Raw genomic sequence first — 13,972 nt, 5'->3', positions numbered from 1 at the left:
GCGGCGATAGAGCGCGCCATCGCCGTCCTTTCTGAAGTTGACGAAGGGATTGTAGGGTTTTCCTACAGAATTTTCGGACTGTGTTTAGTAACTTTTCTGCCATAGCCGTTTGGCAGAAATATTAACTGACACAACTGAGGTCATTGCTGATGGGGATTGTGAAAAAACAACGCGGGGGGCCGTTGGTGCGGGCCAAGGTGGTCATGTCTGCGCTTATGATGCTAAGCCCAATTGCCCAAGCGTTGACGACCGTGGATGGCGACCTGACCATCGATGCGAATACACCACTCGATAACTATCAACTAAACCCAGGGGCCAGGCTTGACGCCAACGGTGCATCCACCCAGCACATCGATATTTTTGGCGGTGCGCACCTGGAGATGAGCGGCAGCACGGTGGATGCGCAACTGGACGATGGCATCGCCCTGCGGGGCGGTTCGAGCGCAAACGTAACTGCCAATTCGCGGGTGGTCAGCGCCCGCTATGGTCTGCGCTTGCAGCACGACAACAGCCTGGGTGGCTCAACGGCCACCGTCAGTGACAGTTATGTCGAAGGCGCCAGGGGGGGCGCGCTGATATCGGACGAGTCGACCCTGGTACTGCACAACAGTACACTGGTCGGTACCGGCACGGCCGCAGCTGCGGACATGTTTGACAACGCAACGCTCAGCGCGGAAGGCAGCCGTTTGCAGGGTGCACGGAATGGCTTGCGGATATTGTCTGCGCAGGCACAGCCTGGCACTGCAACGGTGAGCCTGGTGGGGTCGCACGTAGAGGGGCAGGACGGCTCTGCGATTGTGGTCGGCAACCCCGCGCTTGGCCCGGCTGAGGCCGATATCCTCGTAGCCGGAGGAAGCACCTTGCAAGGCAGCAACGGCACGCTGCTGGAGGTCATGGGCAGTTCCACGGCGCGCATGACGGTGGACAACAGCCAGCTGGTGGGTGACGTGCGTGTCGAAGAGGGCTCCAGCGCCTCGCTGACGCTGGACAACCACGCCAGCCTGACAGGCCGACTGGAGAACGTAGCAGGCCTGACCTTGAGCAACCAGGCGCGCTGGAACATGGTCGAGGACAGCAAGGTCGGCAGCTTGGCCCTTGAGGGTGGCAGTGTCAGGTTTGGTGAGCCGGGCCAGTATCAGCGCTTGAGCGTGGGGACGCTGGCTGGCAGTGGCAACTTCATCATGGACGCCGACTTCAGTACCGGCGATAGCGATTACCTTGAAATCACCGGTACCGCCACCGGCAGCCATACCTTGCTGGTTGGCAGCAGTGGTGCCGATCCTGTGGCTGAAAACCAACTGCACCTGGTGCATGCCGCTGCAGGCGATGCGCAGTTTTCCTTGCTCAACGGCCCAGTCGACGTGGGCACGTTCTCCTACGAACTGGTGCAGCGTGGCAACGACTGGTTCCTCGACGGTGCGAGCAAGGTCATCAGCCCCGGCACCGCTTCGGTGCTGGCCCTGTTCAACACCGCGCCGACCGTATGGTATGGCGAGCTCACCACCTTGCGTAGCCGCATGGGCGAACTGCGCCTGGACCAAGGCAAGGCGGGTGGCTGGGTCAGGGCATATGGCAACAAGTACAACGTTTCCGATGCAGCGGGCAGTGCATACCAGCAGGTACAGCAGGGCTTCTCGTTAGGTGCTGATATGCCGCTGCCGCTTGGGGATGGCCAGTGGCTTCTGGGTGTGATGGCAGGGCACAGCAATTCGGACTTGAACCTGACGCGTGGCGCGTCCGCCGACGTCAAGAGTTATTACCTGGGGCTGTATGCCACCTGGCTCGATGCCCAGAGCGGTTACTATCTGGATGGCGTGGTCAAGCTCAACCGCTTTGACAACTCGTCGGATATCACAATGAGCGATGGCAAGCGCAGCAAAGGTGATTACGACAACTTCGGTGTGGGTGCATCCCTGGAGTTCGGTCGCCATCTGGAACTGGGTAATGACTACTTCATCGAGCCCTATACGCAATGGTCAATGGTCACCATCCAAGGCAAACACTATGACCTGGATAACGGTATGCAGGCGCGCGGCGACGTCACCCGCTCGCTGCTTGGCAAGGCCGGGGCCACCGTTGGGCGTACCTTCGACCTAGGTGCCGGGCGCAAGGTGCAACCCTACCTGCGCGCTGCCTACGCACATGAGTTCGTCGACGACAACCAGGTCAACGTCAACGACAACCGGTTTGACAATGATCTGTCGGGCTCGCGCGGCGAGCTGGGGCTGGGGGTTGCCGTTAGCATGACCGATCGCCTGCAACTGCACGCCGACTTCGATTACGCCAACGGTGAAAAGATCGAGCAGCCCTGGGGTGCCAACGTCGGGCTTCACTACAGCTGGTAGGGCTATTGCAACCGGGGAGGTATCGAACCTCCCCTTTTTGTGCCCGCCTGCACTGGATGGAGATGCAGAGTATGCAACGGTCTACACAGGGTACTTCCGTTCCGGTTCCGGTTCCGCTCGATCCGCCGACGGCGCCGGATGCGCTACCCGACATTCCCGGCGGGCAGCACAATTTGCTGCCGGTTGCGGTGTTGGGTCGCCCACTGCGCATCGACATCCCGATGTGGGAATACTCGCGTCCAACTCCCGAACGCCCGGAATGGATCATCCTGTACTGGAACGGTTCAGAGGTCGAGAAAAAGACCTGGTACGACGACATACCGCCAGATGAGCTCTATGTGGATGTCCCGGTGCAGTTCCTCGAGCACGGGGTGGCGGCCGTCACCTATTTGGCCCACGGCTTCAATGGGGGGGAGGTCGGATCCATGCCTCTGTCCCTGACCATCGACAAGGTGGCGCCAGTGCTGGGTGACAACCAAGGGAGCCTGGTGTTCGATGAGGAAGTGCTCAGGGACGGCGTGACCGCGCGCTACCTCGAGAACAACGTCCTGCAGGCGCTGGTACCGAGCTATCAAACCCCCGCAGTGGCTGACATGCTGATCGTTTACTGGGACCGTGAGCCGTTTGCCGATGAAGAGGTCGATCGGTATGAACTGAAGGACCCCAGCCAGCCGATAAGCATCGTATTTTCCAAGGAAATGATACTGGCGCGCGGTGATGGCAAGCGCTATGTCCATTACAAGGTCTGTGACCGTGCCGGTAACCTGAGCGCTGGTTCACGGCCAGTCACGCTGGAGGTGGCTGCCACGCCGATACCGCGAAGTTTGCCGCCGGTGTTGATCGAAAAGGCAGAGGGCTGGGGGGCACAACAGACGCTGACGCTCAATGACTTTTACCCGCCGTTACTGGTTGAGGTCCCGGCGAGTGCGGTTATCTACCCGGATGAAACCCTCACGGTGGTGTGGGGAGCGCCGGGCACAGCGGGGTACTTTACGACCAGCACGCCGTACAACGGGCAAGAGCGTTTCTTCGAAATACCCACCCAGTACGTTTTGGCGCAAAGCACGCATACCGTGACGGTGCTATATCGCGTGAGTGACAACGCCAATGCGCTCGATTCCGACGCACTTGCTCTGGACGTGAAAGCGCGCTCGGAGCGGCTGCCCCAACCCGAGTTGGATGGGGCCAATCCCGATGGGTTCAGCCTGGGCACGGCGCCAGCCAATGTGCCGATCCGGCTGGGCACTTGGCCTTTGATTGCCGAGGGGCAGCAGGTCAGCATTCAGCTGACCGGGGTCTTGCCTGGTGGCAGCGACGCGCCAGCGTATGACGTGCTGTTTGCGCATGCGTTATCTGCCACCGAGGCCGACGAGGGAATTGGCATGCGCGATGATGTGACGGTACCTAAAACCCACCTGGCCACCCTATGGATCGATCATAATTTTACTATCACGGCGTCCGTAAGCTTCGATGAGGGCGCGACTTGGGTAGCGTTTCGTCCCGTGCTCAACCTGCCACTGCGCGATTGATGGAAGGTGTTGGATCACGGCCTTGCGACCGGGCTGGAGACCTCTGCAGTTATGCCACTGTAGTCACTGATCGTGGTGAACTTCACCTGCAGCCCATCGGTGACTGTCATGGTGTTCAGTGCATAGGCCTGCGTGCCCAGGGGCAAGGCCATGGCCTTGGCGTTGATGGTTTCACTCGCGCCATTGCCACTTACCACCAGGCGGCTGAAGGTGAAGTAATAAGGCGACGGGTTATCGACGACCAGATGCGGTCTTCCATCTATTTGTTGCACTGACCAGGCCAGGTCTTTCAACCGGTCTTGCGGGCGGCCTTTGAGCTCACTGGGTCGATAGAACAGCTTGATGCGCGTGCGCAGGGCGATGTTGAGGATGTTCTCTCCGTCATTGGTCGCTGCCTGCGGTATTTCCTGCAGGTTGAAATAGAACACGGACTCACGATCACGGGGGAGATCGTTAGGCAGGGCATTGATTTGCACCGTCTGTTCGCCACCGGGGTCGAGGCGGAACAGGTTAGGGGCAGCGATCAGGGGGACGGCAGTGGTTGCGTCGTCGGCTTGGGTGTTTACCCAGGCCTGCGCCGCGTACGGCCTGTTGGAGGGGTTGGCGACGATGACCGAGGAGCTGCGTTTGGCGCTGTCGTGCACCACTCGCGTGTGGCTGATGGTGAGTGCCGCTTGTGCGCCGGGGAGAATGGCTGTGAGCAGCGCCAGGCAGCTGCATGAGGTGATCAGAAGTCGAGAAAGGGGTGACATGGTGTTTGACCGGGCAGGAATGGTGGACTCCAGGTGCGGGCACCTGGAGTAGGTGTCAAGGCAGGTCTACCGTGAAGGCGACTTCAGCTTGTGCTACACCGTCGGTGATATCTGCTGCATCCAGGTAAGACTCGTACGAGGCGTAGAACACCATCTCCGTTGGGCGATCTACGTATAGATCGTATGGGATGGAAGCACTGTTGGGTGCAATTTTGGCTTTCAGCCTGTCTTTGATCGCGACGCCCACGCCCGAGGCACCGTTGACGCCATAAAGGTCGCCGCCGACGATGCCGTGCAAGGGTGTATATTTCACGGTTGCGGTGTGGGGGGTTGGAATTTGGCAGGCCGGAGTCGGTGTTATCTTCAGCGCGAATGCCTTGTCAGGCGTGGCGGTGCCAGGGGTGTGGAAGTAGCCTTTCGTGAAGTTACCCAGCGATACCTCGGGGATAACGCTGCCACCTGGGGCGACGACTTCAATCGGGCAGGTACCGCCGCCGTAGATGGTACCGTAGAAGCTGATCTGGCCCGTTTCATCGTCGAGAGCGAATGCGCTGCTGCTGGCCATCGCCATGGCGAGCATGAGCAAAGTTTTTTTCATTGGCAGGTCCTTGATGTTGTCGTGTTGACTAGGGGACGCTCCCTTGCGTCGGCTTCGAGCCGAAGGGGGAGCGGCCAACAGCATAGGGGGGGAGGCCAATGGTTGAATGTAGGATTAAGTGGCAGCTGGGTACGGATTTTTAGGGCGGCAGCGCACGTGTGGTCAGGACTTTTTTACGGCTTCCAGCAGAGCCTGCTTTTGTGCATGCCAGTCAAACCGCTGGCCGTCCCGTTCCGCTTCATAGCGCAGATCTTCCAGGTTCTGGTAGAGCTGCAGCTCTTCGTCCGGCATGAAGTGCAGGCAGTCGCCACCGAAGAACCACAGCAGGTCGCGCGGCACCAGGTGGGCGATTTGCGGATAGCGCTGAATCACCTGGCATATCAGGTCCTGGCCCAGATATTGGCTTTCCAGCGGGTTTTGCGGCAACAGGGTCAGCAGCTCGTCGAAGCGGTCGAGGAACAGGGTGTGGCTTTCCTCCGGTACCTGCTCGGCTTCACCCAGGGCCACCAATATGGTGCGCAGGTGGTTCAACAGTTGCAGGTGGTATTCCAGGTGGGGGTTAGCCATTGGGGTGGTCCTCGAGGTGGTTGAAACGGGGCGCGGAGTATACGCCGGTTGGGGAAGGGGCCGCAAAACGGCCCCTGTCTCAGCGTACCTTGCCTTGCTCCGGCAGCAGCTGTGCCTTGTCGAAGGCGTCCACGTCGATCACCGCACGGCGCGCTTGCTCGGCTGCATGCAGGCGTTGCGCCTGATCAGGCTGAAGTACCCCACTGTCGACTGCCGCATCGATCACCGACTGCCCGGGCGCCGGTCGTACCTTGCCTTCCTTGATTGCCTGATGCAGCGCGTTGTGCAGCGGCGTCGACGCCTCCAGCAGGTCGCAGGCTCGTTGCAGGGCTGCCACCGGGTCGCCGTTGGCTTGCGGCCTGAAGCAACCGGCAAGCAGCTCTTCCAGCGCAGGGTCGCCTTTGCTGCGCCCTATCAGCGCTGCCACCTCGGCGTCCAGTTCATCGCTCGGCCCGGTGTGACGGCGGCCAAAGGGGAACACCAGCACCCGTAGCGCGCAGCCGACGAAGCGGTTGGGGAAGTTGTCGAGCAACCGGTCCAGGGCGTGCTCCGCCTGGCCCAGGCTTTCTTCCACGGCCCAGCGCAGCAGGGGCTGCATGTGCTCGGGCGAACCGAGATCGTGGTAGCGCTTGAGTGCGGCACTGGACAGGTACAGGTAGCTGAGTACATCGCCCAGCCGCGCACTCAGGCGCTCCCGGCGCTTGAGCGCCCCGCCCAGCAGCATCATCGACAGGTCGGCCAGCAGGGCAAAGGCGGCGGCCTGGCGGTTGAGGGCCCGGAAGTAGCCTTGGCTCAGCGTGTCACCCGGTACTTTCTCGAAAACCCCCAGCCCCAGGTTGAACACCAGGGTGCCGGCCGCATTGCCGGCGGCGAACAGGATGTGTTTCATCAGCAGGTCATCGAATTCCTGGAGCGCCTGATCGTGGTCTTCACGCCCGGCCAACGCCATCTCCTTGAGCACGAACGGGTGGCAGCGAATGGCGCCCTGGCCGAAGATCATCAGGTTGCGCGAAAGGATGTTGGCGCCCTCGACCGTGATGAAGATCGGCGCCCCTTGCCAGTTGCGGCCCAGGTAGTTGTTCGGGCCCATGATGATGCCCTTGCCACCGTGCACGTCCATGGCGTGCTGGATGCATTCGCGGCCACGCTCGGTGAGGTGGTACTTGAGGATCGCCGACAGCACCGAGGGTTTCTCGCCAAGATCCACGGCCTTCGCGGTCAGCAGGCGGGCACTGTCCATCAGCCAGGCGTTGCCGCCAATACGTGCCAGCGACTCCTGGATACCTTCGAAGGCAGCCAGTGGCACGTTGAATTGCTCGCGGATATTGGCGTACTGGCCGGTCACCAGGCTGGTGTACTTGGCAGCCCCTGTACCCACGGCAGGCAGTGAGATGGAGCGACCTACCGACAGGCAGTTCATCAGCATCATCCAGCCTTTGCCAAGCATCGCTTGGCCGCCAATGAGGAAGTCCAGCGGGACGAACACGTCCTTGCCGCTGTTGGGGCCATTCATGAACGCGGCGCCCAGTGGCAGGTGGCGTTTACCGATTTCCACCCCGGGGGTATCGGTGGGGATCAGTGCCAGGCTGATGCCCAGTTCTTCCTCATCGCCCAGCAGGTGGTCCGGGTCGTAGGCCTTGAATGCAAGGCCCAGCAGGGTGGCGACCGGGCCGAGGGTGATGTAGCGCTTTTCCCAGTTCAGGCGCAGGCCGATCACTTCTTCACCGTGCCACTGGCCTTTGCAGATGATGCCGGTGTCAGGCATGGCGCCAGCGTCGGAGCCGGCCAGTGGGCCGGTGAGGGCGAAGCAGGGGATTTCCTCGCCACGGGCCAGGCGCGGTAGGTAGTGGTTGCGTTGTTCGTCGGTGCCGTAGTGCAGCAGCAGTTCGGCAGGGCCGAGGGAGTTGGGCACCATCACCGTAGAGGCCAGGTCGCCGCTGCGGGTGGCCAGTTTCATCGCCACCTGGGAGTGGGCGTAGGCGGAGAAGCCCTTGCCGCCGTATTCCTTGGGGATGATCAGGGCGAAAAAGCCATGCTGCTTGATATGTGCCCAGGCTTCGGACGGCAGGTCCAGGTCCTGGCCGATCTGCCAGTCGCTGACCATGGCGCACAGTGCTTCGGTCGGGCCATCGATGAAGGCCTGTTCTTCTTCGGTCAGTTTCGGTGCCGGGTAGGCCAGCAAGGTGCGCCAGTCGGGGCGGCCACTGAACAGTTCGCCGTCCCACCACACGGTGCCGGCGTCGATGGCTTCGCGCTCGGTCTGGGACATGGGCGGCAGGGTGCGCTGGAACCAGCGGAATACAGGGGCGGTAAAGACTTTGCGTCGCCACTGCGGCAGCGCAACCAGGGCGATCTTCAGGGCCAGCACCACCCAGATCAGGGCCAGCAGCCAGCCGGGGGCACTGCTGAAAATGCCCATCAACAGCACATAGGCCGCCAGGATGCCGAGAATCTGCAAGGGCGCCAGGCGCCGGTGCGTGAGGTACGCCGCGCCGATCACCAGCACCACCAACCACAACAGCAACATAATCGGTCCTCCTTGGAACCAAGGGCTTGAGCCGTCCCAGACAGCTTAGACGCAATGCTGTGAACGGCATGTTCAGAACAGTGACAGGGTGTGGCGGTGGGAGTTTCAGTTCATTTGTTCGCCTGTACCGGCCTATTCGCGGGTAAACCCGCTCCTACAACGGAAGGTGGCGATGGCAGCGATTGGCGAATGCGGGGGCGGCCGCGATGGTGAATGGCCGGCAGGCTCGGCCTATGTGTGGGTAAAACCCACGCAGGAATACCGGTGACGTGAAGACGGTGGTGAGCCTGTGGGAGCGGGCTTGCCCGCGAAGAGGCCCGTACAGGCGGCGAAGGTCTGGAGTAGACTGTGCCACCTCCGCACTCAAAAGGATGTTGCCATGCTGAAGATCTGGGGCCGCAAGAATTCGAGCAATGTGCGCAAGGCGCTGTGGATCGCCCACGAGCTGGGCCTGGACTTCGAGTCCATCGACGCCGGTGGCGCCTTCGGCGTGGTCAACGAGCCGCACTACCGCGCCCGCAACCCCAACGGCCTGGTGCCGATGCTCGAAGACGGCGACCTGACTTTGTGGGAATCCAACACCATCGTTCGCTACCTGTGCGCGGAGTACGGCACGGAGCAGGGCTGGTATCTGGCAGACCCACGGCAGCGCGCCCTGGCCGACAAATGGATGGACTGGACCACATCGTCCTTCGCCGCACCCTTCCGCCCGCTGTTCTGGGGCCTGCTGCGCACGCCGGAAGACCAGCGCGACTGGGTGGCGATCAACGCCGCGCACAAGCAGTGCGCGCAATTACTGGCCATTGCCGACGAAACCCTGGCCAATCAGCCGTACCTGTCCGGTGACCAGATCGGCATGGGCGACATCCCACTGGGTAGCTTCATCTATGCCTGGTTCGAACTGCCCATCGAGCGCCCGGACATGTACCACCTTCAAGCCTGGTATGAACGCCTGAAGCAACGCCCGGCCTACCAGGCCGCCGTGATGACCGCGCTCACTTGAACCCGCTTCGATAGTCATTATCAATAGATGTGACTGTACTTGTGCAGCCTGGCCTTGCACCATGGCTGCACTCACTGCGCCAGTGACTTTACCTGGCGTGTCCTGCACCTTTTTCTTCGGTAAGTGACCCGCTATGAGTTCCGCCCTGTCCATCCGACAGCTGACCAAGACCTACGGCAATGGCTTTCAGGCCCTCAAAGGCATCGACCTCGATGTTGCCGAAGGCGACTTCTTCGCCTTGCTCGGCCCCAACGGCGCCGGCAAATCCACCACCATCGGTATTCTCTCGACCCTGGTGAACAAGACCAGCGGCACAGTGAGCGTGTTCGGTCACGACCTGGACCGCGAGCCCTCCGCGCTCAAGCGTTGCCTGGGCGTGGTGCCGCAAGAGTTCAACTTCAACCAGTTCGAGAAGACCTTCGACATCGTCGTGACCCAGGCCGGGTACTACGGCATCCCGCCCAAGCTGGCCAAGGAGCGCGCCGAGCAGTACCTGACCCAGCTGGGCCTGTGGGACAAACGTGATGTGCAGTCGCGTTCGTTGTCCGGTGGCATGAAGCGGCGCCTGATGATTGCCCGTGCATTGATCCACGAACCGCGCCTGCTGATCTTGGACGAACCCACCGCCGGGGTGGATATCGAGCTGCGCCGCTCGATGTGGAGTTTCCTCACCGAGCTGAACCAGAAGGGCATCACCATCATCCTCACCACCCACTACCTGGAAGAGGCTGAGCAACTGTGCCGTAACATCGGCATCATCGATCATGGCACCATCGTCGAGAACACCAGCATGCGCCAGTTGCTGGGCAAGCTGCATGTCGAAACCTTCGTGCTCGACCTCAAGCAGGACCTGGTCGCGGCCCCGGTACTGCAGGGCTACCCGTGCCGGCTGCTGACCCCGCATACCCTGGAAGTGCAGGTGGAGAAGGACATCGGCATCACCGCGCTGTTCGGCCAGCTGGCGCTGCAGAACATCGAGGTGCAGAGCCTGCGCAACAAGACCAACCGACTTGAGGAGCTGTTCGTGTCCCTGGTGGAAAAAAACCTGTCGAAGGTGGCCGTATGAGTGTGGAACTGCGCACCAACTGGGTCGCCCTGAACACCATCGTCTACCGCGAAGTGCGGCGCTTCCTGCGCATCTGGCCGCAGACGTTGCTGCCACCAGCGATCACCATGGTCCTGTACTTCGTCATCTTCGGTAACCTGATTGGCCGGCAGATCGGCGACATGGGTGGCTTCACCTACATGCAGTACATCGTGCCGGGGCTGATCATGATGTCGGTGATCACCAACTCCTACGGCAACGTGGTGTCGAGCTTTTTCGGCAGCAAGTTTCAGCGCTCGATCGAAGAGCTGATGGTGTCGCCGGTGTCACCGCACACCATTCTCGTCGGCTATGTGCTGGGTGGGGTGCTGCGTGGTTTGGCGGTGGGTGTGATCGTGACCATTTTGTCGATGTTCTTCACCGACCTGCAGGTGCACCACCTGGGCGTGACCGTGGTGGTGGTGCTGCTGACGGCCACCATCTTTTCGCTGCTTGGCTTCGTCAACGCAGTGTTCGCGCGCAACTTCGACGATATCTCGATCATCCCGACCTTCGTGCTGACGCCGCTGACCTACCTGGGCGGGGTGTTCTACTCGATCAACCTGCTGCCGCCGTTCTGGCAGACCGTGTCGTTGGCCAACCCGGTGCTGCACATGGTCAACTCGTTCCGCTACGGCATTCTAGGGGTGTCGGATATCAGCATTGGCACGGCGATCACCTTCATGCTGGTGGCCACTGCGGTGCTCTACGTTGTTTGCGTTCGCTTGCTGGTCAGCGGCCGTGGCATGCGGGCCTGAAGCCTTGCACCGGCATTGGCGACGACGCCACTGCCGGCCCACCCACCAGCGCCAGTAGAACATGGTGGTGAAGTAGGCAAGGATGCCCAGCACCACGCCGCACACCACCGAGCCGAGCAGGAAGGGTTGCCACAGCGTCGACAGCTGGTCGGTGATCCACTGGAAGGTCAGCTCATCGGGCAGGGTGCGCGGCGGTACCTGCATCAGCCAGGCACCGGTCATGTAGGTGACGAAGAACACCGGCGGCATGGTCAACGGGTTGGTCAGCCACACCAGGCTGACGGCGACCGGCAGGTTGCCGCGCACCGGGATCGCCAGGGCCGCCGCCAGCAGCATCTGCATCGGGATGGGAATAAGCGCCGCGAACAGGCCCACACCCATGGCTCTGGCCACCGAATGGCGGTTCAGGTGCCAGAGGTTGGGGTCGTGCAGCAATTTGCCGAAAAAGCGTAAGGACTTGTGTTCCCGAATGCTGGTCGGGTCCGGCATGTAGCGTTTGAAAAGTCGGCGCGGCATGTAGGCTCCCGGAGCGTTGACCCTGGCAGTATGCCCTTAATCCTGCTCCGCCTCGTTTAGAGTTTGTGACAATTGTTGAGCAAGCGATGCCGGCAATTGAGCTATGCCTCAGGAGGTGACTCGCCTTCTGGAGCTCTACCTCATGCGCACAGGGATGTTTGCGCTCGCGCTCGGGCTGTTGTGCCTGGGCTTTCTGCCCGCATTGCCATCGGTCGGATGGTTGATAACCCTGGCAGCCTGCGCTGTCGGCAGCCTGTTTACCCGCGTCTGGCCGTTGGGTTGGTTTCTGCTGGGCTTGTGTTGGGCGTGCGGGTCTGCTCAGCAGGCCCTTGATGATCGTCTGGCTGCCGGCCTGGAGGGCCGCACCTTGTGGCTGGAGGGGCGGGTGGCGGGTTTGCCGGCCCGCACTGCACAAGGCGTGCGTTTCGAGCTGGAAGCGCCACGCTCGCGGCGGGCCGAACTGCCTCAGCGTTTGCAACTGAGCTGGTTCGATGGGCCGCCGCTGCGGGCGGGCGAGCAGTGGCGGCTGGCGGTGACCTTGCAACGCCCGGCCGGGCTGCTGAACCCGCACGGGCCTGACCGGGAAGCGCAGTTGCTGGGGCGACGGGTGGGGGCTACGGGTACGGTCAAGGCGGGGCAGTTGCTGGCGCCAGTCGCCGGTGGTTGGCGCGATGCGCTGCGTCAGCGCTTGCTGATGGTCGAAGCCAATGGCCGACAGGCAGCGCTGGTGGCACTGGTGCTTGGCGATGGTGCGGGCCTGGCCCGGGAGGACTGGCAGACGTTGCAGGCCACCGGCACGGTGCACCTGCTGGTGATTTCCGGCCAGCACATCGGCCTGGTCGCCGGTTTGCTCTATGGCCTGGTCGCCGGGCTGGCACGTTGGGGGCTATGGCCGGCAAGGCTACCGTGGTTACCCTGGGCCTGTGGCCTGGCCATGGCCGCAGCGCTGGCCTACGGCTGGCTGGCGGGTGGTGGGGTGCCAGTGCAGCGGGCCTGTCTGATGCTGGCCGTGGTGCTGCTCTGGCGTCTGCGCTTTCGCCACCTTGGCGCTTTTTTTCCGTTGCTGCTTGCACTGGTCGCTGTGCTTGTCTTCGAGCCACTGGCGGCGTTGCTGCCTGGGTTCTGGCTGTCGTTCGCCGCCGTGGCCACGCTCATCTACTGCTTCAGTGCCCGGTTGGGGGGTTGGCGGCCCTGGCAGGCCTGGACACGAGCGCAATGGGTGATCGCCGTCGGCTTGCTGCCGGTGTTGCTGGCCACCGGCTTGCCGGTGAGCCTCAGTGCGCCGCTGGCCAACCTTGTGGCGGTGCCGTGGGTCAGCCTGGCGGTCTTGCCATTGGCGTTGTTGGGCACGCTGATGTTGCCGCTGGCGGGCGTTGGCGAGGCGTTGCTCTGGCTGGCAGGTGGCCTGCTGGATGTGCTGTTCCGCGGGCTGGCGCTGGTGGCGCAACAGCGCCCGGCATGGGTGCCGCCGGCCCTGCCGTGGTGGGCCTGGCTGCTGGTATGTCTGGGTGCGCTGTTGCTTTTGCTGCCTCGTGGTGTGCCGCTGCGCGGGTTGGGAGGGGTGATGCTGCTGGCGCTGTGGGTACCCAGGGAGCCGGTGCCGTTTGGCCAAATCGAGGTCTGGCAGCTGGATGTCGGCCAGGGGCTGGCGGTGCTCTTGCGTACGCGGCATCACAGCCTGCTTTACGATGCCGGGCCGGCCAGGGGGGAAAGCGACTTGGGGGAACGCGTGGTGCTGCCAACCTTGCGCAAGCTGGGGGTGGGCGGCCTTGACGTGATGGTGATCAGCCATGCGCATGCCGATCATGCGGGCGGGGCCGAGGCCATTGCGCGTGGTTTGCCGATCAAGCGGATAATCGGTGGGGAAGCGCTGGTTGATGTTCCGTTGGAGCCTTGTGCCAGTGGCGAGCAATGGGACTGGGATGGCGTGCGTTTTTCGTTGTGGCGCTGGGTGGACGGGCAGAGCAGTAATGACCGTTCCTGTGTGCTGTTGGTCGAGGCGCAGGGCGAGCGCTTGCTGCTGGCGGGGGATATGGAAGCTGCTGCCGAACGGGCGTGGCTGGCGGACACTGAAGTGCCGCGCATCGACTGGCTGCAGGCACCGCATCATGGCAGCCGCAGCTCGTCCACCGAGGCGTTCGTCCGGGCTACCGCACCGCGCGGGGTATTGATTTCGCGGGGGCGCAACAACAGCTTCGGGCACCCGCACGTGCAGGTGGTCGAACGGTATGGGCGGCATGGGGTGGTGATGCATGATACGGCGGTGGAGGGGGCATTGCGGTTGGTGCTGGGG

At 62.4% G+C, this 13,972-nt stretch carries 10 protein-coding genes and 1 pseudogene; 6 read left to right on the top strand and 5 right to left on the bottom strand.

The features are described from left to right. Positions 1-149: 149 nt before the first annotated feature. Together AC3WLP_RS23035 and AC3WLP_RS23030 are read left to right on the top strand one after the other, a co-directional pair. The gene (locus AC3WLP_RS23035) at positions 150-2,345 is read left to right on the top strand and encodes an autotransporter outer membrane beta-barrel domain-containing protein (protein WP_012053311.1); all 2,196 of its coding nucleotides are present in this window, start codon (positions 150-152) and stop codon (positions 2,343-2,345) included. Between the two features lie 71 nt (positions 2,346-2,416). Next, positions 2,417-3,874, top strand: coding sequence for a hypothetical protein (locus AC3WLP_RS23030; protein WP_088513091.1), 1,458 nt, complete (start codon positions 2,417-2,419; stop codon positions 3,872-3,874). A gap of 14 nt (positions 3,875-3,888) precedes the next feature. Here AC3WLP_RS23030 and AC3WLP_RS23025 read toward each other — a convergent pair whose 3' ends face one another. The 4 genes from AC3WLP_RS23025 to AC3WLP_RS23010 form a co-directional block, all read right to left on the bottom strand. After that, positions 3,889-4,626 (bottom strand): fimbrial biogenesis chaperone, encoded by a 738-nt coding sequence (locus AC3WLP_RS23025; RefSeq protein ID WP_178085917.1) that lies wholly within the window; start codon positions 4,624-4,626, stop codon positions 3,889-3,891. 55 nt (positions 4,627-4,681) lie between these two features. Continuing rightward, entirely contained in the window at positions 4,682-5,224 is a 543-nt protein-coding gene (locus AC3WLP_RS23020; protein WP_088513092.1) for a fimbrial protein, read from the bottom strand. A 162-nt stretch (positions 5,225-5,386) separates the two neighbouring features. Then, complete coding sequence (locus AC3WLP_RS23015) at positions 5,387-5,791, bottom strand: PA2817 family protein (RefSeq protein ID WP_012053307.1); 405 nt, start codon at positions 5,789-5,791, stop codon at positions 5,387-5,389. A 79-nt stretch (positions 5,792-5,870) separates the two neighbouring features. After that, entirely contained in the window at positions 5,871-8,318 is a 2,448-nt protein-coding gene (locus tag AC3WLP_RS23010) for an acyl-CoA dehydrogenase (protein ID WP_088513093.1), read from the bottom strand. Positions 8,319-8,697: 379 nt separating this feature from the next. Here AC3WLP_RS23010 and AC3WLP_RS23005 point away from each other — a divergent pair, with 379 nt between their 5' ends. From AC3WLP_RS23005 to AC3WLP_RS22995, 3 genes are all read left to right on the top strand, one after another. Then, positions 8,698-9,321 carry a glutathione S-transferase gene (locus AC3WLP_RS23005; RefSeq protein WP_003247126.1) on the top strand — a complete coding sequence of 208 codons (624 nt, stop codon included), beginning with the start codon at positions 8,698-8,700 and terminating at the stop codon, positions 9,319-9,321. A 133-nt stretch (positions 9,322-9,454) separates the two neighbouring features. Next, complete coding sequence (locus tag AC3WLP_RS23000; RefSeq protein ID WP_088513094.1) at positions 9,455-10,387, top strand: ABC transporter ATP-binding protein; 933 nt, start codon at positions 9,455-9,457, stop codon at positions 10,385-10,387. Then, complete coding sequence (locus tag AC3WLP_RS22995) at positions 10,384-11,163, top strand: ABC transporter permease (RefSeq protein WP_003247128.1); 780 nt, start codon at positions 10,384-10,386, stop codon at positions 11,161-11,163. The genes AC3WLP_RS23000 and AC3WLP_RS22995 overlap by 4 nt, the downstream gene beginning before the upstream one ends. A 9-nt stretch (positions 11,164-11,172) precedes the next feature. On the opposite strand, the pseudogene AC3WLP_RS22990 reads toward AC3WLP_RS22995, so the two are convergent. Next, positions 11,173-11,679, bottom strand: a pseudogene (locus AC3WLP_RS22990) (DUF2062 domain-containing protein); the annotation flags it as partial. A gap of 142 nt (positions 11,680-11,821) precedes the next feature. On the opposite strand from AC3WLP_RS22990, the gene AC3WLP_RS22985 reads away from it, so the two are divergent. Continuing rightward, positions 11,822-13,972 (top strand): DNA internalization-related competence protein ComEC/Rec2 (locus AC3WLP_RS22985; protein ID WP_103340253.1); only part of this gene is annotated, 2,151 nt, incomplete at its 3' end.

It is taken from the genome of Pseudomonas sp. FW305-E2, from assembly GCF_058782925.1.
This window is presented reverse-complemented; position numbering and strand designations above follow the sequence as displayed.